Source organism: Polaribacter sp. (assembly GCF_049276715.1).
Classification (GTDB): Bacteria; Bacteroidota; Bacteroidia; order Flavobacteriales; family Flavobacteriaceae; genus Polaribacter.
Genome location: NZ_JBASWY010000041.1, coordinates 1 through 24,119 on the forward strand (window position 1 = coordinate 1; position 24,119 = coordinate 24,119).

General features: G+C 30.1%; 18 protein-coding genes. 7 read left to right on the plus strand and 11 right to left on the minus strand.

All coding sequences use genetic code 11. From position 1 onward, the window contains the following. Positions 1 to 808: 808 nt before the first annotated feature. Both WAO74_RS09850 and WAO74_RS09855 read right to left on the minus strand, forming a co-directional pair. Positions 809 to 1,807: a PorP/SprF family type IX secretion system membrane protein gene (locus WAO74_RS09850; protein ID WP_422161683.1), complete on the minus strand. Its 999-nt coding sequence runs from the start codon at positions 1,805 to 1,807 to the stop codon at positions 809 to 811. A 1-nt stretch (position 1,808) separates the two neighbouring features. Further along, on the minus strand, positions 1,809 to 8,729 hold the full coding sequence (locus WAO74_RS09855; RefSeq protein ID WP_422161685.1) for a PKD domain-containing protein: 6,921 nt from the start codon (positions 8,727 to 8,729) through the stop codon (positions 1,809 to 1,811). Positions 8,730 to 9,326: 597 nt separating this feature from the next. On the opposite strand from WAO74_RS09855, the gene WAO74_RS09860 reads away from it, so the two are divergent. The 3 genes from WAO74_RS09860 (at position 9,327) to WAO74_RS09870 (ending at position 12,933) form a co-directional block, all read left to right on the plus strand. Beyond that, the gene (locus tag WAO74_RS09860) at positions 9,327 to 10,175 is read left to right on the plus strand and encodes a transglycosylase domain-containing protein (RefSeq protein WP_422161687.1); all 849 of its coding nucleotides are present in this window, start codon (positions 9,327 to 9,329) and stop codon (positions 10,173 to 10,175) included. A gap of 210 nt (positions 10,176 to 10,385) precedes the next feature. Then, positions 10,386 to 11,693, plus strand: coding sequence for a transglycosylase domain-containing protein (locus WAO74_RS09865; RefSeq protein ID WP_422161689.1), 1,308 nt, complete (start codon positions 10,386 to 10,388; stop codon positions 11,691 to 11,693). 256 nt (positions 11,694 to 11,949) lie between these two features. After that, positions 11,950 to 12,933, plus strand: a complete 984-nt coding sequence (locus tag WAO74_RS09870; protein WP_422161691.1) for a type IX secretion system membrane protein PorP/SprF — start codon at positions 11,950 to 11,952, stop codon at positions 12,931 to 12,933. On the opposite strand, the gene murI is transcribed toward WAO74_RS09870, so the two are convergent. The 8 genes from murI to WAO74_RS09910 form a co-directional block, all read right to left on the minus strand. Further along, entirely contained in the window at positions 12,930 to 13,721 is a 792-nt protein-coding gene (murI, locus tag WAO74_RS09875; RefSeq protein WP_422161693.1) for a glutamate racemase, read from the minus strand. The two genes, WAO74_RS09870 and murI, sit on opposite strands and share 4 nt — an antisense overlap. A gap of 68 nt (positions 13,722 to 13,789) precedes the next feature. Continuing rightward, complete coding sequence (locus WAO74_RS09880; protein WP_422161695.1) at positions 13,790 to 14,296, minus strand: OmpH family outer membrane protein; 507 nt, start codon at positions 14,294 to 14,296, stop codon at positions 13,790 to 13,792. 38 nt (positions 14,297 to 14,334) lie between these two features. Next, positions 14,335 to 15,201, minus strand: a complete 867-nt coding sequence (locus WAO74_RS09885; protein WP_422161697.1) for an OmpH family outer membrane protein — start codon at positions 15,199 to 15,201, stop codon at positions 14,335 to 14,337. Positions 15,202 to 15,266: 65 nt separating this feature from the next. Beyond that, the gene (gene bamA / locus WAO74_RS09890; RefSeq protein WP_422161698.1) at positions 15,267 to 17,807 is read right to left on the minus strand and encodes an outer membrane protein assembly factor BamA; all 2,541 of its coding nucleotides are present in this window, start codon (positions 17,805 to 17,807) and stop codon (positions 15,267 to 15,269) included. Next, entirely contained in the window at positions 17,776 to 18,519 is a 744-nt protein-coding gene (locus tag WAO74_RS09895; RefSeq protein WP_422161700.1) for an isoprenyl transferase, read from the minus strand. The genes bamA and WAO74_RS09895 overlap by 32 nt, the downstream gene beginning before the upstream one ends. A 6-nt stretch (positions 18,520 to 18,525) precedes the next feature. Then, on the minus strand, positions 18,526 to 19,203 hold the full coding sequence (locus tag WAO74_RS09900) for a DUF6089 family protein (protein WP_422161702.1): 678 nt from the start codon (positions 19,201 to 19,203) through the stop codon (positions 18,526 to 18,528). Between the two features lie 106 nt (positions 19,204 to 19,309). Next, a complete protein-coding gene (locus WAO74_RS09905) occupies positions 19,310 to 20,209 on the minus strand; it encodes an NAD kinase (protein WP_422161704.1) in 900 nt (299 codons plus the stop codon). Positions 20,210 to 20,261: 52 nt separating this feature from the next. Next, complete coding sequence (locus WAO74_RS09910; RefSeq protein ID WP_422161706.1) at positions 20,262 to 20,921, minus strand: CBS domain-containing protein; 660 nt, start codon at positions 20,919 to 20,921, stop codon at positions 20,262 to 20,264. A gap of 60 nt (positions 20,922 to 20,981) precedes the next feature. Here WAO74_RS09910 and WAO74_RS09915 point away from each other — a divergent pair, with 60 nt between their 5' ends. From WAO74_RS09915 to WAO74_RS09930, 4 genes are all read left to right on the plus strand, one after another. Further along, positions 20,982 to 21,695, plus strand: coding sequence for a pyridoxine 5'-phosphate synthase (locus WAO74_RS09915; RefSeq protein ID WP_422161707.1), 714 nt, complete (start codon positions 20,982 to 20,984; stop codon positions 21,693 to 21,695). A gap of 69 nt (positions 21,696 to 21,764) precedes the next feature. Beyond that, positions 21,765 to 22,526 (plus strand): alpha/beta fold hydrolase, encoded by a 762-nt coding sequence (locus WAO74_RS09920; RefSeq protein WP_422161709.1) that lies wholly within the window; start codon positions 21,765 to 21,767, stop codon positions 22,524 to 22,526. A gap of 135 nt (positions 22,527 to 22,661) precedes the next feature. Further along, a complete protein-coding gene (locus tag WAO74_RS09925) occupies positions 22,662 to 22,988 on the plus strand; it encodes a nucleotide pyrophosphohydrolase (protein ID WP_422161711.1) in 327 nt (108 codons plus the stop codon). Then, entirely contained in the window at positions 22,988 to 23,239 is a 252-nt protein-coding gene (locus tag WAO74_RS09930) for a hypothetical protein (protein ID WP_422161713.1), read from the plus strand. The genes WAO74_RS09925 and WAO74_RS09930 overlap by 1 nt, the downstream gene beginning before the upstream one ends. Positions 23,240 to 23,637: 398 nt before the next feature. Here WAO74_RS09930 and WAO74_RS09935 read toward each other — a convergent pair whose 3' ends face one another. Then, complete coding sequence (locus tag WAO74_RS09935) at positions 23,638 to 23,946, minus strand: GIY-YIG nuclease family protein (RefSeq protein ID WP_422161715.1); 309 nt, start codon at positions 23,944 to 23,946, stop codon at positions 23,638 to 23,640. Between the last annotated feature and the right edge of the window lie 173 nt (positions 23,947 to 24,119).

The window sequence follows — 24,119 nt, forward strand, 5'->3', positions numbered from 1 at the left end:
AAGTTGGCTTAGAAATAAAGTTGGTTGGTATTACCCCTTTATTGAAAAAGAGAATAAACTTTTTAAAGATATTGACCAAGAATTATTATAATTAATTTACTACATTTGAACATAATATAATTATAAATCAGAGTACACACTTTCGTACACAATTTAATCAAAATATAGCTGAAAAAGGGCAAAAATGGGTGTTTTCCTCGAGCTCATAACCCGAAGGTCACTGGTTCGAGTCCAGTTCCCGCTACTATTTTAAATCATTATAAAAAAACAGTTTAGGTCACTAAACTGTTTTTTTTGTAATCAATTTATGAATTCATTACCTTTACTAGGAAAATTGAACACGATTTGGAACACGATTTCAAAAATAAACTGCTATTTTCAAGCCCAAAAATCTATACTGCAGAGGGAGACCTCTCCAAACATTGGTATATTTTTTTTTCGTTTAGAAATCCAGATACTGAAAGACTAAATAGAATGGCAAATCCGAGACTTTGATTTGTATACAGGTTAGATTGTTTATTTTGGATTGAGTTTATCTTTTAAAAATTAAATGGTATTAAAATAAAAAAATAGCAACCATTTAGTAAATCAGTCAGAGACCAATTTAAAATCCTTAGAAGAATTAGAACTAGAGTTTGTAGAAAATTAGTTTTAAGGAAATAGTATTTTATTAAAATGGTTTATTTTTCTGTTAATTTTATCTTACTTGTTATTGGTTTTAGCTTACAAATTGGAATTTAAATCTAAAATAATGATGCTGGATAAAATTTAATTTTAATTTTTAAAATTAATATAAATCAACTAAATTTTAAAAAGAAGAAATACATTTATATCTATTTAGAGCTCGAATATTGATGTCAAAATCATAGGACACAGAAAATTCATGAATGCCACCTGTATTTACGAAGTTAGTGGTATTAAAATCATAAGAATATCCAAATCTAAAACCTTGCCATCTAAGACCTACAAAAGAGCTTATAGAGCTTAATGATGAAGTTGTGAATTCATTTTTTATAGGTGTTAACCCAGCAGTGATTCCTAGCGAAAACTGATTTTCGAAAACATATTGGGCACCAACATCCAACCTATTAAAACCACCTTGCATCATGAAATTTGATAAAACATAAACTTTACTTTTGCGGTTAAATTCTGTCCTATCATTTTCTAAAAAAGGCAGGTAATATTTTGCATGTACAGACCAGAAAATATCTAAAGGAGCATTCCCATTTTCAGTTAATGAAATATTAGGTTTATTTAAATGCCTTACTGTTAAACCAATCCAACTATCATCATTATTAAATAGTATAGACGAACTAAAATCTAAAAAATTTCTTTGGCTGGCTAACAAAGTAGGATCTAATGATGATGTATTTATAGTGTTATTGGTTAAATTAATTTGATCTTCTAAAAGTAAATTTTGGAAGCCATAGTTTTTCATTCCAAAACCAACAGAAACACTAGGTCTAAAAAACCAGGTTTTGTTTAATTGAAATGCCATTGCATAATTAAAATTAATTTGATTAAAGCTATAGCTAGAATTACTTTCTGATTGGTTTAAAAAACTAACACCAATTCCTGTATTGTACCTCTCAAACCAGGTGTCGTAAAAGGCATAATTAGTGTTTGTTTTAAATGCACTATTTCGCCATTGAGACCTAAATAAAGAACCAACTTTACTACTTCTTATAGAGCCTGTAAAAGATGAATTTAAAGTTTCTGGAACTAAAAATGCCTGTGAAAAAATAATATCTTGTGCAAAACTAATCACACTAGAAAAAACAAAAAATAGAATTATAATTTTCTTCATCTTATCTTATTAGTGTAAATGGTGCAGTTTCGATAATCTCTGTGTTATAAAAAGTAAGTCCTTTTACAACCATAATATAGTTTCCGTTTTCAGCTGGTGAGCCATTTATAAGTCCATTCCAGCCATTAAAATTTAGACTTTTTTCGTAATACAAAGTAGCTCCCCAAGTACTGTATATGGTCATTTCTATTTCTGTAAATCCTTTATGTATAGGTCTAATAGTTTCATTATAACCATCTCCATTAGGTGTAAAAGCATTTGGATTAATTAAAATATAGCCTTTGGTAATGTTTATCTCTCTCTGTATGGTGTAAAAACAGCCAGCATCATATTCTATAGAATATGTAATGGTATAATTACCTTCTCTAGTATAGGTATGAACTGGGTTTTCTTCATTGGTATTGGAACTACCATCACCAAAATCCCAAGTAATTTTTCCATAATCTCCTGTAGATAAATTTGTAAAATCAATTGGGTCTTGAATTGATAATAAATCGATATTAGTCAATGCAAAAGAACTATAGGTAAAATCTTGAATACCAATTGTTGGCACATCAACATTAAAAGACCTAACAGCAGTACAACCTTTATCATCTGTTATTGTTAAAGAATACGAGTCACTTTCTGTAGTAGTCATAATATTATTATCTAATCCAGAAATGGTACCTCCAGACCAAGTGTAAGTGTATGGTAAAAAACCTCCAGTAACAGTTGCAGTTACTTGCATAGCACTGGTTTTTAAATTACAAAAGGGTAGAAGAACTTCATTTAAAGTAATATCTAGTGGTTCTTGTCTAAATATGTTGTATTCTCTTGTTACTACACAATTATTAGCATCTGTAATGGTAACTGAATAATCTCCTTTACCAATATTTACTAAATCTTTTGTAGTTTCATTATTGCTCCATAAAAACGAATACGGTTCTACACCACCAGTAACTTCTAAATTAATGCTTCCACTGTTTTCAATATCACAATCTATGGCATCAATAACTGTCTCAGTAATAACAATTGGAGATGGATTGGTAATAACAAACGTTTCTTGTATAGGACATTGGGTAGGATTGCTATCTCTAATTAGCACAGTATATGTGCCTGCTGCCAAATTTGTTCTGTTTGCACCTGCTGTTGCATTATCATTCCAAACTATAGAAACAGGAGCAATACCACCTGTTATATTTAAATTAATAGTAGCATCATTTGCTGAGCTACAGGTAATTGGTGTTGTAGTTGGCTCTATATAAAACAGCGCTTCGTTTATAATTATTGATGCTGCTTTAGTACAATTATTAGCATCCGTAACTGTTAATGTATACGTGCCTGGAGCTAAGTTTGATAATGATAAACCAGTTGCAGAATTACTCCAATTAAAAGTGTAAGGTGCAGCACCACCACTTAAAATTATATCAATACTTCCGTCATTTTGTTGATAACAACTCTCATCTTTTTTTGTAACATTGATGTCAATTTCATCAGATTGATTAACGATAAAAGAAGCATTTTTTGTACAACCCAAATTGTCAGTTACGTTTAAAGTGTATGTGCCTGCAATTAAATTGTCGATGTTTTTTGATGAACTTGTATATCCATTTGGCCCAGACCAAGAGTATATATAATTAAAAACGCCAGCGGCTATTTCTGTTCTTGTACCACCAGAAACATTTACTTCTAAAGAACCAACTGCATCACCAAAACAGATAATATCATTTTTGGCAATTAAATCAATCTGAATTTCATCTGGCTCATTAAGTGCAAAACTTGTAGATATTGTACAGTTATTTTTATCGATAACTTCTAAGGTATAATTTCCTTTTGTTAATGTATTTTGATTTTTTTGGTTAGGCACTATTCCACTTCCATTGGTGGTCGTCCAATTATAAGTATAGGGCAAAGTACCGCCATTTATGGTAACTTCAATAGAGCCATCATTGCCATTAAAACAGGTAATGTTTTTTTCTAAATCTTTTACAAGTTCTAAAATATTAGGCTGAGTAACAGTATAGTTTTCTGTGAAAATAAATCCATTTTTATCTTCAATTGTTAGCGTATAAATTCCTGCCTCTAAATTTGAGATGGAAGCGTCTGTTGAGGTAAATCCATTTGGACCAACCCAAGAAGTTAGGTAAGGATTGCCAGCATCAAAAGGAATTCCTCCTGTTATATTCGTATTAATGGAACCATCATTTGCTTCGAAACAACTGTTATTTATAACAACAGTATTTGGGTTTAAACTCGGATTTACAGTAACCTCTAAAGTAAAATTATTTCCAGTACAAATTGTGCTTGTTGGAGTTATAACATAGGTAACTTTTACTGGTGATGCTGTTGTATTTTCTAGTGTTTGACTTATGAGTTCTTGAGAAATTGTAACTGCTGATGCACCAATAATTGAACCGGCAGGATTAAAACTAGGTGCAGACCAAGTATATAAGGTATTGTTAGGTACTATATTTCCAGCAACAGAAGTTGGATTGAAAGAAAATGTCTCTTCACTATAAATACTTATCTCTACATCAGAAATAACAGGTGTTTCATTGACAATTACCTGAGCTGTATCAGAAATAATTTTAGAACAACCACCAGATGTAAATGAAATTTCTACATAATAATAAAATGTTCCAACAGTATTTGTTGGTGGATTATATGAACTTGTAGTAGCTATTGAAATTCCTCCAAAATTCTCATTATTGGTGTTAGAGAACCATTCGTATGTTGGAGTTCCTATTCCGTTTTCATAAGTCACTTCCAAAAGTGTTGCAGTTTCATTAACACAAACTTCTGATGATGTTGGTTGTGCTGAAATTATTGCATTTTCGTTAATTGTTACTTCAGATACTGAACTAGTAATAGTACAACCAGATGCAGGTTCAGTAATAACCACATAGTAATAAAAAGCACCAACTGTTGCAGTTGAAGGTGTATATGAGTTTGCAATTTCTCCAGAAATTACAGATCCACCAGAATTCGAATTGGTTGTGTTTGCAAACCATTGGTATTGCTTGGCTGAATTTAAACCGCCAGAAACTGTAACAGATAAATCAGTAGGAATCGCGTTTTGACAAACTTCTTGACTTACAAGTGGCTGTACATCAATTACAAGGCTTTCAGCAACATCTACTTGAAAAACATCACTTATGGCATTCGAACAATCATTTCCATCAAAACTTATTTCTGCATAATAATAGTAACTGCCAGCCACAGAATAACTAGCTGGTTGGTATGTTTTATTAATTTCATTCGTAATTAAAGTACCTCCAGTATTCGTGTTTGAAGTATTTGTAAACCATTGATAAGTTGGATTTCCTGCACCACCAGAAACTTCAATATCCAATTCATTTGGAGTAGAACTAATACAAACTGTTTGCAATGCTGTTAGGTTGCTAACACTTGCTTGATTGGCCACTTTAACAGAAGCAGTATTGGAAGTAATTAAATTACATCCACCACCAGAAAAAGTTATTTGTAGATAATAAAAAGTTTCGCCAACTGCCACAGTTGGTGGATTGTAAGTGCTAGTAGTTGCTCCAGGAATTTCAATTCCACCAGAATTTGAATCTACATTATTTGAAAACCACTGAAAACTTGGAGTTCCAGAACCATTTTGATGCGTTACCTCTAAAAGAGTTGCAATTCCATTTAAACAAACTTCAGAAGAAATTGGTTGGGTAGCAACTGTAGGTCCCTCATTAATTTCAATCTGCGAACTTTCACTTGTTACAGAACAACCAGATTCTGGTTGCGTAATAACAACGTAATAAGAAAGCGTACCAACATTGTCTGTGTTTGGTGTATAACTGTTAGAATTAGTACCAACCATAGTAATAGTTCCTCCAGAGTTTTGATACCATTGATAATTTTTCGGAGTACTAGTTCCTCCAGAAACCGTTACAAATAAATCTACAGGAGTTGCTCCTTTACAAAAAGCAAGACTTGCAACTGGTTGTGTATCAATTATCGGATCTGAAACAACATTAATTACAAACACATCACTAGCAACAGTTGAACAACCTGTTTTACTTAGAGAAACTTCTGCATAATAATAAAAACTACCAGTTGTAGAAAAAGGAGCAGGTGTATAGAAACTATTTGTTTCACCATTGATTAAATTTCCACCTGTATTAGCATTATTTGTATTCGAAAACCATTGATAGGTAACATTTTCTGTCCCAGAATAACTTACTTCCAATTCATTCGTATTACCACCAATACAATAAGTTTGTATAGGGTTTATAGTATCTATAGAAAGTTGTTCGATTACAATTACACTTGCAGTATTGGATACAATTTTAGAACATACACTTCCTGAAAAAGAAATTTCTACATAATAAAACAATTCTCCTATCGTATCAGTTAGTGGATTGTAAGCATCATTGATTGCACCACCAATTATATTTCCTCCAGAATTGACATCAACAGTATTTGAAAACCATTGATAGGATGCAGTTCCTGTTCCATTTTCGAAAGCAACTTCTAAAAGTGTTGCTGGTGTATTTTGACAAACTTCTGATGATAAAGGCTGTGTCGTAAATCTTGGTGAACTATTTATTGTAATTACAAAATCAACAGCATCACCATCACAACCATTTACAGTAGGAATTACTGTATAAGTTACTGTGCCACTTCCATTTTGATTATTAATAATAGTTTGACTTGGTATTGTGTTTGTATTTCCACTGGTTATAAAACCACTTATACCAGAAGAAGCTGCAGCTGTCCAAACATACGTTGTGTTTGGAATATCTGAAGTTAAATTAATTTCTTGTGTGTTTTCGTTTGAACAGATTTGTTGGGTTAAATCTGTATTTGTAATGGTTGGTTTTTGAAAAACTTCAAAAGTTTGAGATGCTATATTAGAATCACCACAGTCATTTGTAATCTGTAACGTTATTTCATAAGTTCCTGGAGTATTGTAAACAATATTACCAGGGTCTAAAGTATTTGCAAAAGCAGGATTTCCTCCAACAAACTTCCAGTTATAAGTAATACCTGCAACATTAGAGGTGCAATTCTCAATCGTTGCAACAGGGTTTATGGTAAGATTATCACATGCATCATCAATGGGATCTAAACTTACTGTGGGTGGTTTTTTTACTTCAATTATTTTTGAGGTTGTTTCGGTTCCACAACCTGTAATTATTTTTTGTGTCAATGTATAAAGTCCAGCATTCGTAAATAAAAATTCTGGATTTTCTGAATTTTTATCTGTTCCGTTTATAAAACTCCATGAGCCAGTAGTTTCGCAATTACCAGCAGCATACGCAACTTCCCACTCATAACTTGCAGCACTACAAACAGTATTTTCTGTTGTAGTATTGGTTGCTGCTACATTTAAAGGAATACAGCCAGCCTCATTATCTACAGTAAAAGTTGGTGTGTTTACTTCTTCGATACAAATGTCTTTTGTAAAAATATCGGTGTTACATTGTGTAGTAACTGTTAAAGTAACAGTATAAGTGCCAGAAGCAGCATACCTATGTATTTGATTGTTTGACAGGCTTGCAGCGTTATCATTTACAATTGTTCCATCACCAAAATCCCAAATAAAGTTTGCGGCTTTGTTACAATCGTCATTTTCTCCAATAAGAGATTTGTTTATAAATTCTACATCAGTATTTATACAAGCAATTTCTGGCGATTCAAATTCAGCTACAGAAGGTTCTAAAATTGTAATATTATTGATGGTCTTCTCAGTATTTGAGCATAAATTTTCCATCGATAATATAGCAATATATTCTCCATTTGGCAGAGTACAACTTCCTTTGTCGTAAGTATGAGTTAGCTTATTGTTATTTAGTATTTCAGCATGGGTATACGTCTCTAAAGGAGAACCATCACCAAAATTAACCGTATAAATTGTGTCTTCCCAATTTGTTTCAAAGTTTGTAATTTCGAAGTCTATTTCTGCATTTGTTAAACATACATTGTCAGTGTTTTCTGTACTTGCAAAATCTCCTACAGGATGGGCAATGTTTATTACTTGATATATCAGTTCGCTAAAACAACCATTTTCTCCATTTCCTTTCACTTTCATGTCATAAATACCTAAATTTAAATAGGTGTGTGCAATTGGGAAAGTAATTGAGGTCTCAGTGTTTCCATCACCCCAATCTATATCGTAAGAATCTACACATGGAGAGTTAGAGTTGTTACCTACATTTACTGTAAATTGAGGAGTTGCTATTGATGCATTATCACAATTATTAAAATCACCACCATCTGCATCAAAAAATTCAAGGTCTGGTTTTGGAGTTACTGTAACAGAATTAACTACAGAGTTTAAACAGCCATTTTCGTCAGTTACCTCTAAAGTAACTCTAAAAACTCTATCTTCTACTATACAACCAAAAGCTTGAACAGAATGACTAGCTATTTCAAGATCGGAAGTTACACCATCTTCAAAAGTCCATAAATATTTAAGTTCTCCTTTACCAGATGCTGTTGGCGTAAATGTTATTATTTCACCAGCACAAACATTATTTTTATCAAAAGTAAAACTTACAGTTGGTAATGCATTAACAATTATTGTAACTTCTTGATTGTTTATTGGAATAACCCCTGAACTAGCATCTTTAACACTAGTAAGCTTATAAGTAAAAGTGCCAGCAAAAACTTCTCGAAAATTAAATTCTGCAACGCCTGCATTATTAGAAGTAATGGTTTGCTCTGCACCACCATTTACGGTGTACGTAAAGATATAAGGTGCTGTGCCTCCAGAACCTTCAAAAGTAATGAGCATAAATTCGCGTTCACAAACTTCAGTTTTTGCAGCTGTTATAGTTGCACTGGGATTAAATGAAAATTTATTATCAATACTATTTGTATAACTAGCGTAAGAGTTTAATAAAATAAGACCAAAAGAGATTACAAGAAAAAGTGTAACGTTATTTTTTAATAATGAGTATAATTTATTTTTAAGCTTCATATAGCACTATGAGCAATTCGTAAAAAATAATAGGACTCCATTTTTAATTTAAGAAATCTCTTGTTTATACTAGCTGCAATTTTTTTATTTTTTTTAATAAGCCAAATTTAGTTAAATTAATTAATTAATAAAATTTTATGACGGAATATGTTGATTCAAAATTTCAGAAAATAAACTAGTTTATTTCTATTTTTTTAGACTTAAATAAAACTATTTTAGGATAAGAAATTAAAAATAAAAACTGATATTAAAAAAAATGAAGTGAACAAATTTTATTTGTGACTAAAATTACTTTTTTTGCTTAATATTTAAAAATACAAAGGTCAATTCAAAAAGGTATAAGAACTGATTTTTAATGCAATAGCAGTAAACAGATTTCAGAAAAACACAGTCCCATTTTTATAAGAATTCGAAAACATTATTTGAATTATTTAAAAATTTAGAATTGAAAAACTTATCTATTTAATTTTGATAATAGATTCCTTTTTTTTGATAATTTTGTTCGAAATTAAAGATCTATGGTCTTTGAAAATAAATACATTAAGTAAGAATCTTGATAAGAATTATTTATAGTTAAATTTTATTCAATTTATAAAAATGGTTAATCGTAATTTTATAAAAGGTAATTATTATCAATTATTAAAGAGTCTATTTAAAAGAATTTTTTTTTTTGTAAGAAAACATCCTTTTAAAAGTGTTTTTTATGCAATAGCTGCATGTTTAGCTAGTTTTATCATATTAATTTCACTTACCTACATAAGTGTGTTTGGTAAATTACCTACAAAAGATTTCTTACTACAGTTAAAAACACCACTCACTTCCACCCTTTATAATAGTAATAAAGAACAAATAGGTTTCTATTATCTTCAAAATAGATCTAATGTCGATAGTACAGAAATTCCTAAAGTTTTAAAAGATGCTCTAATTGCAACTGAAGATAGTAGATTTTATGAACACAAAGGAATTGATTATAAAAGTTATGGGCGGGTTTTTGTAAAATCGGTTTTATTAAGACAAAATGCTGGAGGAGGAAGTACATTAACTCAACAAGTAGCCAAAAATACTTTTGGTAGAAAAAATCATTTTTTGTTTTCTACACCCATTAATAAAATTAAAGAAGTTTTTATTGCCAAGAGGTTAGAGGACATTTATTCAAAAGATGAGATATTACTTTTATATTTAAACACGGTTACCTTTGGCGAAAGTATTTATGGCATAGAAAAAGCAGCATTTCGTTTTTTTAATAAAGCACCAAAAAAGCTATCGGTTTCTGAGTCTGCAACTCTTGTAGGTTTGCTAAAAGCACCAACATATTATAATCCTAGAAGAAATCCTGAACGTGCAGTTATCAGAAGGAATGTGGTCTTACAGCAAATGGTGAAATATGGATATTTAACTTTAGAGGAGCAAGAAAAAGCTAAAATACCATTAAAACTTAATTATTAAGAACCTAAAAAATTATCTTCTTTAACGTCGTATTTTAAGGATTATGTTGCCAATGAATTCGATAAATGGGCTGCAGAAAACCCAGCCTCAGATGGACATATATATAATTTAGAAACTGATGGTTTAAAAATTTACACTACACTAAACAGCTCTATACAAAAATCGAGCGAAAAGGCAATGTTGAGGCACATAGTTAATCTTCAGAAATTGATGAATCAACATTGGGAATCCTTAAGCACAGAAGGAGGAAAGGAAGCTTTACTTAAAAAAATTATAGATCAAACGAATGAAGTAAAAAAATGGAAATCTCAAGGTAAAAGTGAGTTGGAAATAGAAAAATTGATCTCAGAGAAAAAACAAAGAATGTATTGGACTTTAGATTCTGGCAACCAATTGAAGTTGCAATCGTTAAAAGATTCTATTGCTAATGCTATTAATAGATTGCATACAGGTTTATTAACTATAAATAGTAAAACCGGAAGAATTATGGGGTATGTAGGAGGTATAGATTATGGAATGAGTCAGAAAGATAATATTCTAGAGGCAAAACAGGTTGGATCTACTTTTAAACCTATTACCTATCTTGCTGCTTTACAAAATGGAAAAAATCCTTGCGATTTTTATGATAATAGTTTAGTAACCTACTCAAAATATGAAAATTGGATGCCTCGTAATTCAAACGGAAAATATGGAGGTAGTTATAGTATGTATGGTGCTTTAGCAAATTCAGTGAATACTGTGTCTGTAAAAATTCAGCTAGAAACAGGTATTCAACCAGTTAAAAAATTAGCTGAAAAAATGGGAATTACAGCCACATTACCTTCTGTACCTTCACTTGTTTTAGGTACTGGTAATATCTCATTAATAGATATGGTTACAGCTTATGCAAGTATTTCTAATGGAGGTAGACGCATCCAGCCTTTTGCTATTGAGCGTATAGAAGATGATAAAGGAACTGTTTTATACCAAGCAAAACCATTTTACAATGGAAACTTTGTTGCAAGTAGCATAAAAATAAGTCACTTGCAGAAGATGATGGGAAGTGTGTTAACTGAAGGAACAGCATCTCGCATTCAAAACTATGAAATTCCATATAATTTAATTGGTAAAACTGGCACAACTCAAAATAATGGTGATGGTTGGTTCATTGCCTGTTCTCCAGAAATTGTTGTTGGTTCTTGGGTTGGTACCTATGATAAAAGAGTACAATTTAAAAACACCTATTTAGGTTCAGGTGCAAATACAGCTTTGCCTATGGTTGCCTCTGTTTTTAAATCGATGAGTTTATGGAATAGACCCTTACTTACAAATTTTGTATATGAAGAAGATTATTTCGATTGTCCACCGTTTTTAGAAATGAATGCTAATGAAGCTGATAATTTTATTAAAACAGACAGCACCTATTTATTAAAAAGAAAATTAAGAGATTCTATTCTGAATAATTCTCAGATAATTATAGATTCTATTGTAGATATATCCAATAAAAACATTCCCATAGATTCAATATCGAAGCAATAATTATGCTAAGGTTTTCTATTTTTTAGAGACATTAAAATAGATTAGAAATTAAAAGGTTAGTTATTGTAAAAGAACTCATTATTATAAATAATATACTGATAAATAATTATTTAAGTAATTACTTTGCGAAGTAAAAGTAGCTTTAATACTAAACTAAAAATTATTCTGTTTTATAAGAGTGTTAAAACTTTATGTTTAGATATATTTATTCTTTCAAAATCGATATATTTGAAACTTAAAATAATTTATGCTTTTAATGAAGTTATTGTGTACTAGATTTTCTTTATTATGTCTAATTCTTTTTTCATTAAAAAGTTATTCCCAAGAAACACTTCCAATATATCAAGATTATCTTTCAGATAATGTTTATTTGGTGCATCCGTCAGCAGCTGGTATTGGTAATTCTAGTAAATTACGTTTTACAGCCAGGCAGCAATGGGCAGGAATACCAGATGCTCCAGCCTTACAAACTTTAAGTTTTCATACAAGATTTGGTGAGTATTCAAATGCTGGTTATGGTTTTGTTCTTTTTAATGATAAAAATGGTTTTCACTCCCAAAAAGGAATTCAAGGTACGTATGCATATCATTTGCCAATGGGAAATGGTAGAAACTTTAATCAGCTTTCTTTTGGTCTGTCATTTACATTTGTTCAAAATCAATCAGATCAAAGAACTTTTACAGGAGATAGAGCAGTAGCTGCGATTGTAGAAAGTACAAGTTATTATAATGCCGATTTTAGTGCTGCATATCATTATGGTGGTTTTTCTTCATATTTTACAGTTAAAAATTTGTTACTAACTGCTAAAAATAATTTAAACGTACAAGAGCCTTTAGATTTACGAAACTATATTTTTACTACTGGTTATTATTTTGGAGAGGATTTAATTGTACAATTCGAGCCTTCTATTATGTTGCAGTTTAGAGAAGGGACAGGAGAGAGAATAGCAGACTTTAATATTAAAGCATATAAAAATTTATCGAGTACTCAAGTTTGGGCAGCACTTTCCTATAGAAGATCTTTTGATGCGAATGCTATAGAAAACTCTCAGTTTATTTCGCCAATTATAGGTATAAACTATCAAAATTGGATGTTCTCTTATACGTATACAAATCAGATGAATGACATTGTATTAACAAACTCTGGGTTTCATCAGGTTTCTGTGGGAATTAATTTATGGACAAGAGAGCCAAGAGCTGCAGCCTGTCCTAATATTAACTCTTCTTTTGGAAGTTTCTAAAAATCTTTCTCTATTACTTTAATATTTTCGTTTTTGGAGACAAGTAGCTCTAAAACTTGTTTATTTTTATTGATGTAAAACTGATGTTTTCCTTCTTTTTTATAAAAATTTAATAATGAATTTTTCTCGAGAATATTTTTAGTCTGTCTAGCTACTGCTTGACCAGAATCTATTATTTGCATTTTTTCGCCAACTATTTCTCTAATTTGTGGAATTAGATAGGGGTAATGAGTACAGCCTAAAACCAAACAATCTACCTTTTCTTCAATCATAGGTTCTATATAAGCAGTTAATAATTTTTTAATTTCTATAGAATCTATTTTACCATCTTCAATCAATTCAACTAATCCTGTTCCTATTTTTTCTTTAATGGTTATTTGTTGTTTTATTAAACTAGATGTTTTCTCAAACAATTCGCTATTTAAGGTGCCTTTAGTTGCTAAAATTCCTATCACATTGCTTTTTGTGCTTAAAGATGCTGGTTTAATAGCTGGTTCTATGCCTATAAAAGGAATTGGGTATTTCTCTCTAAGTATTTTAATTGCATTTGTAGTAGCTGTATTGCAAGCAACCACAATAAGTTTGCAGTTCTGTTCTAATAAAAACTGAGTATTTTTTATTGATAATTTAATAATATCCTCTTTGCTTTTATCTCCATAAGGTGCATTTTTACTATCTGCTAAATAAATTGTATTCTCATTTGGTAGAAGTGATTTTATTTCTTTCCAAATAGATGTTCCACCAACTCCAGAATCGAAAATACCAATAGGATAATTATTAGATTTCATATAGTTGTAAAAATAAAAAAACCTACTTTATAAAAAGTAGGTTTTACATTATTTGTAAGAAGTTTTTATTAAAAACCTAATTTAGTTTTTACTGCTGCAAATAAATCTTCTCCTTTACTAACTAAAAGACCTTTACCAACAGAAGCATCTAAAACATATAAAATACTTTTAGAAGCTGCTACTTCATCTATAGCTTTTTGAGCTTTTTCTATGATTGGCTGTAAACCACTAGCTTGTTTTTTTTGCATTTCTTGGTAAGCAGTTTGTCTCAATTGCTCATATCTTGCATTTTCTTGTTGCACTTCTTGAGCTCTCATTTTATTAATTTCTTCTGTTTGAGCCGCTTGTTCTGCAGTGTATTTTTTCATTTTCGTATCTAGCTTCTTAGCCATACCTTCAATTTCATCCTGGTAAGTTTTACCTAATTTTTCAATATCTAGCTTAAGCTGCTTTGTCTGTGGCATTTCTGCTACTAATTTTTCAAAGTCTATATGACCCATCTTTTGTGCATTTGCAACACCACCTACTCCTAAAGTAAATACAGCAATTAATAGTAACGTTTTAAAATTTTTCATTCTTGTTTTAATTTAATTATTATTCTCGTGTTTTTGTTTTAATTATCTTCTTTCTTTTTGTCTTCTTCCGCTTTTTTCTTTTCTTCTTCTTTTTTCTTCTTTAAAGCTTCTTGTTTCTCTCTTAATATTTTTCTTTTTTCTTCACGTTGTTTTATCAACTCTTTTCTTTTTTCTTCTATAGCAGCCTTTTTAGCTTCCCTTTCTTTTTCCTTTTCAGACAAAAGCTCTTCTCTTTCTTTTTCTTTTTCAGAAATAAGTTCTTCTTTTTTGGCTTCGGCTTCCTCTTTTTTAGCCATTAACTCTTTTTGCTTATCAGTTAATTCATCATCTGGAATGTTAGAAATATCGCTTTTATTTTTTCTAAGTTCCTTTTTTTCTTCTGATAATCTTGTTCTATCTATAGTGGATAAAACGAGGTCGCTAATATCGTATTTTTTATTTGAATACAACATTACTAAATCACTTGATTTTTCGAAAACAAAATCATATTTTTTTCTTGCTGCAATGCTCTGTATCGCATTGTAAACTTGATCCTGGATTGGTTTTACCAATTGCTTTCTAACTAAAAACATGTCTCCATTTGGACCAAAATACAAAGATTCTAATCTTCTTAATTCTTCTTGCTTAATGGTAATTTCTTCTTCTTTTTCTTCAATTAAATCTTTTGTTAAAATAGCTTTTTCATTTGCCAAATCTGATTTTAAAATTTCGATATGACGTGCTTGCTCATCTAATTTCTTTCTCCACTTTGCAACTTTAGAGTCTAAAGTATTTTGAGCTTGCATATATTCAGGAACATTCTCTAGAATATATTCCATATCTATATAGGCTATTATTTGATTTCTTTGTGACCAAAAATTTGTAACACTAAATAAAAGAACGACTAATAAAAATATTTTTTTCATTGGTATAATGTATTTAGAAAAAACCGTGCCAAAAAAACTTTCGACATTACAAATGTACAGTTTTCTTAGAATTGTCTTCCGATAATAAAATGTGTTTGCCAGCCAGATTTTTCTGTAAAGCCAGGTAAAGGATCAAAACCATGAGCAAAGTCTATACCTAACAATCCAAATGCAGGCATAAATATACGTATACCTAAACCAGCTGAACGTTTTAATTCAAACGGATTAAATGTCTCAAAATTGTCATAAGAATTACCTGCTTCTAAAAACCCTAAAGTGTAAATAGATGCAGAAGGAGAATCTGTAATAGAATATCTTAATTCTAACTGAAATTTATTATAAATAGAACCACCTTCTAAAGGCGATAATCTGTTGTTTTCATATCCTCTTAAACCTACAACTTCTCTACCATCTAATTGAAATACTGCGATTCCATCTCCACCAACAAAATATCTTTCAAAAGGAGATAAACCTACTTCAGAGTTATAGAATCCTAAAAAACCCATTTCAGCATTGGTCATTAAAACCAATTTATCTGTAAAAGAAGTATACCATTTTCCTTTGGCATTTAATTTATAGTATTCTAACCATTTGTATTTTTCTGCTGCATCTAAGTTAGAGTAATCTTTATTATTAACTAAAGAATAAGGGAAAGTTGCTTTTACACCAATAGAAAATTCAGAACCATAAGTTGGAAATATTAAACTTGGACCTGCAGAATTTCTGGTAATATTTGCGCTATAAGAAAGGTTGTTTAGAGTTCCATTGTCTAAAACTTCAGATCCAACCCTGAAACCATAATTATTTAAATTAAAACTTTGATAACTAATTGTTTGTGATAATTGAAAGTAATCATCTGGCCATTTTAAACGTTTACCTAAACCAATAGATGCACCAACAATGCTTAAACTCCTGTCATTATCTACTTGAAAAGTTTGTGGATTTAATTGATATTGATTTGACGAGTATATAGAAAATGATAAAGACTGTGGTTTTCTGCCTCCTAACCAAGGTTCTGTAAAAGAGAAACTGTAAGTGCTAAAAGTTTGACTTGATTGTAATCGTAAAGAAAGGCTTTGACCATCTCCCATAGGTAATGGTTTGTATGCATCTTTATTAAAAATATTTCTGATAGAAAAATTATTAAATGATAAACCTAAAGTTCCAATAAAAGAACCACCTCCATAACCACCTTGCAATTCTATTTGGCTTCCACCTTTCTCTACTACATTAAAATTAATATCTGCAGTTTTATTTTGATAATCTGGAATTACGTCTGGAGTTACATTTTGATCAAAGAAACCCAACTGACCAATTTCTCTAATAGATCTAATAATGTTACTTCTACTAAATAAATCACCTGGTTTTACTCTTAATTCTCTAAAAATTACATTATCGTTTGTTTTATCATTTCCAGAAACTGAAACTTTTCTAATACGTGCTTTTTCATCTTCTCTAATTCTAATCTCTACAGTTATAGAATCATTTTCCACTTTGGTTTCCACAGCATTTATTTGCGAAAACAAGAAACCATTATCTTGGTAAAGTGTTGATAAATCTTGAGATGTTGGAGATCCATCACCTTTTACGCGCTCTTTTAAAACGGCTCCATTATAAATATCACCTTTGTCTATTCTTAAATAGTTTTGCAGTTCTTCGTCTGTGTATTCTTTGTTTCCAACAAATACAATATCTGCAAATCTATATTGTCTACCTTCTTCTAAATTTATATTTACGTTAATGGTATTATTATCGTTCCAGGTAATATTTTCACTTAATATTCGAGCATCTCTAAAACCAAGTCTACTATATTTATCTAAAATACTTTCTAAATCTGCTTGGTAATCTTCTTCTATATACTTAGATCCTTTCCAAAAACGACCAAGTATTTTTTCTTTGGTGTTAGACATGGTTTTACGAAGTTTTTTACTAGAAAGTTTTTTGTTACCCGTAAAAACAATGTCTTTAATTTTTATCTTCTTTCCTTTGTCTATAAACACATTCATGTTTACAATATTAATATCGGAAGTGTCTGGTTTGATGTCTAGGCTTACTTTTGTTTTTAAGAAACCTTTGTCTGTATATTTTTTAGTAATATAATTTTTAGTAGTTACAACTAGGTTATCTGTAACCATTGTTCCTAACTTTAATTCTGTTTCTTTTACAAGGTCTTTTGCCTTCGACTTTTTAATACCGTTAATTTTAACCAGGTTTAATTGAGGTAATTCTTGCACGTCAAATTGTAAATAAACCGTTTCGCCATCTAATCTTGCCAGGTAAACGTCTACATTACTAAACTGTTTACTTTCGTACAATTTTTTAATAGCACTTGTAAGTTTGTCTCCAGGTAATTTTATGCCTTGTCCATTTCTTAAACCTGTGAAAACTTTCACAGTTTCTTCGCTAAACTTTTTTAAACCAGTAACTACAATTCCTCCTAAAATATATTCTTTGCCTTTTTCGAAAGCAATATTATTGTTAGAAATGGTGTCGTTTTCTATTTGTGCATTGGCACTAAAACTAAAAAATAGTGCAATTAGCACTAATGCAGCAGAAGTAAATTTTATAATAAACTTATTCTGTAATTTGTTCGCTTGTTTTTCCAAATCGTCTTTCTCTGTTCTGATAATCTATGATCGCTTCATAGAAATGTTCTTGTCTAAAATCTGGCCAAAGTACATCTGTAAAATATAATTCAGCATATGCCATCTGCCATAATAAAAAATTACTAATGCGTTGTTCTCCACTAGTTCTTATCATTAAATCAACGTCGGGCAAATTAAATGTATATAAATGGTTATTTATAGTATTTTCATCAATATTTTCTAAATCGAGTTCTTTATTAACAACTTTTTTAGATATGTTTTTGATTGCGTTAACAATTTCTTCTCTTGAGCCATAACTTAAAGCAAAAGTTAAAACAATGTCTGTATTGTCTTTAGTTTCAAAAATAACATCACTTAAAACTTTTTGAGCTTTATTAGGAAGTGTTTCTATAGAACCAATTGAGTTTACTTTAACTCCTTGTTTCATGAATTCTGGCAATTCTTTTTTTAGTGAGTTTATTAATAAACTCATTAAAGCATCTACTTCTAATTTGGGTCTGTTCCAGTTTTCGGTAGAAAAAGCGTATAAAGTTATGGCTTCTACATTTACTTGAGAGGCAGCTTTTACAGATTCTCTTACAGCTGTTAAGGCATTTCTGTGTCCAAAAATTCTATTCATTCCTTTACCTTTTGCCCAACGTCCATTACCATCCATAATAATGGCAACGTGTCTTGGGGTTTTTAGTAAATCGATGCGTAGTTTTTTATCCATATAATATTACAATCCGTTTGTATAACAAGCTGGTCTTCCAAAAGTATAAATTAAGGAAACACCTGTAAACATATACCAATCACTTCCATTTCCGCCAAAATTTAAATTTGGTATTGTGTCTGTTGTGTAATCTAAATCGTCATTAAAAGTATATCTAAATTTTGTTTCTAAAGCAAAAGCCAATGGCCCCATTAATTTAGACTTAAACCCTACCCCAATAGGTATAGCGAAAGAGTTTTTTGTTTGCAAAAGAAATTGATTGGGAGAAGGCTCTGAAACAACATGTTTAGAATTGAATGCTGCAAGCTCTACTAAAATATAAGGCGTCCAAGTTTTATCATCTGATGATAAATCGTATTCATAAAAATTATACTCTAGACCTACTGCCAATTCGTGAATTGTATTTGTAAAATTTAAACCTCTTGTTCTTCTAAAATCTGTATCTGCATCTAAATCATTGCCTTCAATTGGCAAATAACTGTAAGTAGCTCTTAGAGCTATTCTAGGATTCCAGTTGTATTTAAAGAATGCAGCACCTGCAACTTTATTGGGGTAAATATAGTTTGTTCTTCCAATATCGCCTACGTAATTAGAACCTCCTAAAAAGATTCCAGCTTCATAAACTTGTGCAAGTGCAAGGCTAGAAAAACATCCAAAAATAATTAAAAATAAACTTTTTTTCATCCTAAAAAATAGCGAGCAAATATAGGGATTTCAATTTGCTTTATAAAGTTAATAATCAGTCTTTTTTGAATAACTACTATTTTAGTGATTTATTGTAATTTATTGCTTAAAGATTGGTTTCGTTTCTGGTATCTTCTCCCCAAAGTAATTTGGTGCGTAAGGTTTGTAAAAACGATTGATTATTTGGAATCATACTTTTTACTGTAAATGGCGCTTTTTCTATAAAAACTTTAGTGTTTTTTGAAACGGATGTAATTCTAGAATCTAAAGAAATTAAGAAATCTTTTTCCCTTGAGTTTATGGTTAATTCTATTTTAGTTTCGTCTGAAATAACCATTGGTCTGGCATTTAAATTGTGAGGTGCAATTGGTGTAATTACTAAGTTTTTAGAATCTGGAGAAATTACAGGACCATTGCAACTTAAAGAGTAACCTGTAGAACCTGTTGGTGTTGCAATTATTAAGCCATCTGCCCAATAATTGGTTAGATATTCGTTGTTTAAACTGGTTTCTACACCAATCATGGAAGTTGTATTTTTTCTTGCTATGGTTACTTCGTTTAAGGCAAAATTAAGCTCAGAAAAAGCGTTCGTTTCTGGCGATGTTTTTATAGTTAATAACGTTCTTTCTTGTATGGAATATTCTCCTTCTAAAATTAAAGCAACACTTTCTTTAATTGTTTTTTTGTTGATGGTTGCTAAAAATCCAAGTCTACCTGTGTTAATACCTAAAATAGGAATGCCTAAATCTCTGATGTAAGTTACAGCTCTTAGTATAGTTCCATCTCCACCTAAAGTAAAAAGCACATCAAATGAGTTGTTTAAATCATTAAAATGAGAGAAAGTAGGATATTTTTTATCTAAAGAATTTGCTTTTACTAAAAGGTTGTAAAATTTCTTTTCAATAAAACTTACAATGTTATTTTCTTGCAGAACTTCCAATAAAATTTTTAATTCCTTTTCTGCAGAAATAGAATAAGATTGACCGTAAATTGCAACTTTTTTCAAATTGATATTTTATTTTAATTTTCTTGTTTTTTTTGATACCTGAAAATAAATACTACATTTCTAAGTATTTCTGTAGATATTCCGATCTGTTTTTTAAATCTTCTAAATAAATATCATTCTCATGTGTAGATATTATTTTGTAATCATAACGTCTAAATGTTTGAATGATTTCGTTAATTTCTTTGGATACAATTTTTAAGGTTATCTGCACAAAATCATTCGATTTTTCTGACAAATACAAACCAAGTAATTTCCCTCCATTAGACTCTACAATTTGAGAAACTTCAGCCATAGAATAATCCATTTCTAATTTTTCTATAATTAAAGTTTCGCTTTCTTCAATCATAAAAGGGCTTGTCGAAAAAACGTCTAAAACATCAACCAAATCATAATAACCAATGTATTTTTTTTCTTTATTTAAAACAGGTATAATGTTGGTGTCATTATCTGCAAATATTTTTAATAGCTCTAAAACTGTCGCTTTTTCGTCTGCGAAAAAAGAATTCATAAAGTGAGCATACCCAACCAATTCATCTTCTTTATTTCCAAGTGCTTGAATATCTGCTTCAGAAAAAGAACCCAAAAGCATTGCATCTTCTACCACAGGAAAATGTGTTATCGGAAAATTTTTAAACAAACTTTGTGCACCCTTTACAGTGTGTTTTAAATTCAAAGCTTCAATTTCTTTTAGTATGTAATCGTTTATGTTCATTCTCTACGAATATAGGATAAAATGATTTAATGAGTTATCTTTGCACTCTAATTTTATACAATGACAAAGTTAAGTGTAAATATTAACAAAATTGCAACTTTACGCAATTCTAGAGGAGGTAATGTGCCTAATTTATTAAAGGTTGCAGCAGATATAGAAGATTTTGGAGCCCAAGGAATTACCATTCATCCAAGACCAGATGAAAGACATATTAAATATCAAGATGCTCGCGATTTAAAAAATACGGTTAGAAGTGAATTTAATATAGAAGGTAATCCTATCAAATCTTTTATGGATTTAGTGCTAGAAACCAAACCAACTCAAGTTACTTTAGTTCCAGATGCTGTAAATGCAATTACCTCTAATGCTGGTTGGAATACTATTAAACATCAATCTTTTTTACAAGAAGTGATCAAAGAATTTCAGAAAAATGGAATTCGTACGTCTATTTTTATTGATACTGATTTAAAACTCATAGAAGCTGCTGCAAAAACTGGAACTGATCGAATAGAATTATACACAGAACATTTTGCAAGCGAGTTCGAAAAAGGAAATAAAAACGCTGTAAAACCCTATACAGAAGCTGCAATTTTAGCACATAAACTAGGTTTAGGGATCAATGCAGGACATGATTTAAGTTTGGAAAATATCAAATTTTTTAAAGAGAATATTCCCAATTTAGCTGAAGTTTCTATTGGGCATGCTTTAATTACAGAAAGTTTGTATTTGGGTTTAGAGAATGTGGTGAGTATGTATTTACATCGATTACAATAAGAAATTGGATGTCAATTCCAATTTTCTATCAATCTAAAAATCCAATAATCTAAAAATCTAAAAATCTAGATGATATTGCATTCACAAATTTTAGGAGAAGGAAAGCCATTACTCATTTTACACGGTTATTTTGGTTCTAGTGATAATTGGAAAACACTAGGAAATCAGTTTGCTGATAATTTTCAAGTTCATTTAATAGATCAAAGAAATCATGGAAGAAGTTTTCATGCAGAAGATTTTAATTATGATTTGTTGGCACAAGATTTATATGAGTATGTGCAACATCATCAATTAGAAAATTTTCATTTAATTGGGCATTCTATGGGAGGCAAAACTGCGATGCTTTTTGCTGTAAAATATCCAGATTTAGTTGATAAATTAATTATTGTAGATATTTCACCAAAAGAATATAAACCACATCATAATGCAATTTTGGCAGGCTTAAATTCTGTTGATTTTTCCTTGCAAAATTCAAGAAATTTAGTTGATGAGCAAATTGCTAAATACATTCCAGAGTTTGGCGTTCGTCAGTTTTTGCTTAAGAATGTATATTGGAAAGAAAAAGGAGTTTTAGAGTATCGATTTAATTTAAAATCGCTTACAGAAAATAATATTGAAGTTGGTAAATCTTTACCAATAAATGCTGTTTTTAAGAAATCAACTTTATTTTTAAAAGGAGAAAATTCAGGTTATATAATTGCTGAAGAACATTTAATTATTGATACTCATTTTCCTAGTAATAAAATAGTAGAAATTAAAAATGCAGGGCATTGGTTGCATGCAGAAAATCCGAAAGATTTTTATAAAGAGGTTTGTGAGTTTTTGGGTTGATTTGTTAACTTTAACGCCAATATACAACATTTTAATGTTTTATACTCGTAGTTAAAGATAGTATAATTTTTAAGGTATAGAAACAAACTAAATTATTTTAGAAACTATATATTTGAATCTTACAATTAAAAAAGTATGAACATACAAAACGCACAGCAGCAAGTAGATGATTGGATTAAAAACCACGGAGTTCGTTATTTTAACGAATTAACAAACATGGCTCAATTAACAGAAGAAGTTGGCGAAGTTGCTAGAATAATTGCGCGCAGATATGGAGAGCAAAGTGAAAAAGAATCTGATAAAGCCAAAGATTTAGGCGAAGAGTTAGCAGATGTTCTGTTTGTAGTTTTGTGTTTGGCAAACCAAACAGGAATCAATTTGCAGGATGCTTTTGAGAAAAAATTAGATATTAAAACAAAACGCGATCACGATCGTCATCAAAATAACCAAAAATTAAAATAATGAGTTTCCCAGAAAAAATTAAAAGACCAGAATTTTGGCCAAACTTTTTAAAAGTAGCTGTTCCCTTTTTTATAATAGTTACTTTAATTTCATTATTTATGAATAGTTGGCAAGAAATATTTGCTGGAGATTTTGAAGCAGTGTCTGAAGCCAATTTTAATGATGGGAAATGGAAATCTTTTTGGGGAATTAAAATAGTGATTAGTATTATTTATGGTTTTTATATTACGAATAAAAATATGAAAAAGTGATTTTAAAAAACATCAACAACAAGTTGAATAAAAACGTTGAAGACGAAACTGATTTGATAAATTCAATCTCATTAGGTAAATACTTATTGATTTATATTCCATTTTATTTTTTGATATTTGCTCTATTCCAATTTATTGCTAATATTTTTTTTGATGTTCCTTTTGATATTCTACAAGTTTTTATTCAAGTAATTGGATTTGCAATTTTCTTTAGGATTTTTCACAAAGCAAGGAAATTGATCAACGAGAATTTTAAAAATAAACACAACTAAAAAAGGTTAAATTTTTACATCTAACCTTTTTAATTTTAAAATTTAATTATTTTTTTTTGTAATTCTAATAAGCAATTTATGGAACGAATGTCAGTCTGAGCTTGTCGAAGACCATTTAAAATTTATTTACATTCTAGAATCTTTATATTGCCTATAGTTTTTAGAAAATTTCACCAAATCATCCCAATTCCCATCAATTAACGCTTGTTTTTTTCTTCTAGACCAACCTTTTATCTTTTTTTCATATTGAATTGCATCTCTAGAGTCTGAACATTCTAGATACCATTTTAATTCTAAAGGTAATCTTTGGGAAGTATATGAGTCTTTATTTTTAACAGATTTATGTTCTATTATTCTTCGTTCTAAATCGTTGGTTATTCCTGTGTAAAATGATTTATCTGAACAAAGTAGAATATAAACGTAATAAGTTCTCATTTTTTGATTTTTTAAACATTAATTTCCACTTCGACAAGCTCAGTGTGACATTGTGAGTTTCAATTGGCATTAGTAAAAATAAATTATTTTCTTAATCTTATATAATAATTAATCTAACGAATGTCAGTCTGAGCTTGTCGAAGACTTTTTTTTTGTATTTGATAAGCTCAATG

What these genes read in the sequence shown, in the direction of transcription:
- WAO74_RS09860 (WP_422161687.1), top strand. Translation starts at nt 9,327, where the DNA reads ATGGTTAATCGTAATTTTATAAAAGGTAATTATTATCAATTATTAAAG.
- WAO74_RS09880 (WP_422161695.1), bottom strand. Translation starts at nt 14,296, where the DNA reads ATGAAAAATTTTAAAACGTTACTATTAATTGCTGTATTTACTTTAGGA.
- murI (WP_422161693.1), bottom strand. Translation starts at nt 13,721, where the DNA reads ATGAAATCTAATAATTATCCTATTGGTATTTTCGATTCTGGAGTTGGT.
- WAO74_RS09930 (WP_422161713.1), top strand. Translation starts at nt 22,988, where the DNA reads ATGAGTTTCCCAGAAAAAATTAAAAGACCAGAATTTTGGCCAAACTTT.
- WAO74_RS09855 (WP_422161685.1), bottom strand. Translation starts at nt 8,729, where the DNA reads ATGAAGCTTAAAAATAAATTATACTCATTATTAAAAAATAACGTTACA.
- WAO74_RS09900 (WP_422161702.1), bottom strand. Translation starts at nt 19,203, where the DNA reads ATGAAAAAAAGTTTATTTTTAATTATTTTTGGATGTTTTTCTAGCCTT.
- WAO74_RS09865 (WP_422161689.1), top strand. Translation starts at nt 10,386, where the DNA reads ATGAATCAACATTGGGAATCCTTAAGCACAGAAGGAGGAAAGGAAGCT.
- WAO74_RS09935 (WP_422161715.1), bottom strand. Translation starts at nt 23,946, where the DNA reads ATGAGAACTTATTACGTTTATATTCTACTTTGTTCAGATAAATCATTT.
- WAO74_RS09885 (WP_422161697.1), bottom strand. Translation starts at nt 15,201, where the DNA reads ATGAAAAAAATATTTTTATTAGTCGTTCTTTTATTTAGTGTTACAAAT.
- WAO74_RS09915 (WP_422161707.1), top strand. Translation starts at nt 20,982, where the DNA reads ATGACAAAGTTAAGTGTAAATATTAACAAAATTGCAACTTTACGCAAT.
- WAO74_RS09910 (WP_422161706.1), bottom strand. Translation starts at nt 20,921, where the DNA reads ATGAACATAAACGATTACATACTAAAAGAAATTGAAGCTTTGAATTTA.
- WAO74_RS09870 (WP_422161691.1), top strand. Translation starts at nt 11,950, where the DNA reads ATGAAGTTATTGTGTACTAGATTTTCTTTATTATGTCTAATTCTTTTT.
- WAO74_RS09925 (WP_422161711.1), top strand. Translation starts at nt 22,662, where the DNA reads ATGAACATACAAAACGCACAGCAGCAAGTAGATGATTGGATTAAAAAC.
- WAO74_RS09850 (WP_422161683.1), bottom strand. Translation starts at nt 1,807, where the DNA reads ATGAAGAAAATTATAATTCTATTTTTTGTTTTTTCTAGTGTGATTAGT.
- WAO74_RS09895 (WP_422161700.1), bottom strand. Translation starts at nt 18,519, where the DNA reads ATGGATAAAAAACTACGCATCGATTTACTAAAAACCCCAAGACACGTT.
- WAO74_RS09920 (WP_422161709.1), top strand. Translation starts at nt 21,765, where the DNA reads ATGATATTGCATTCACAAATTTTAGGAGAAGGAAAGCCATTACTCATT.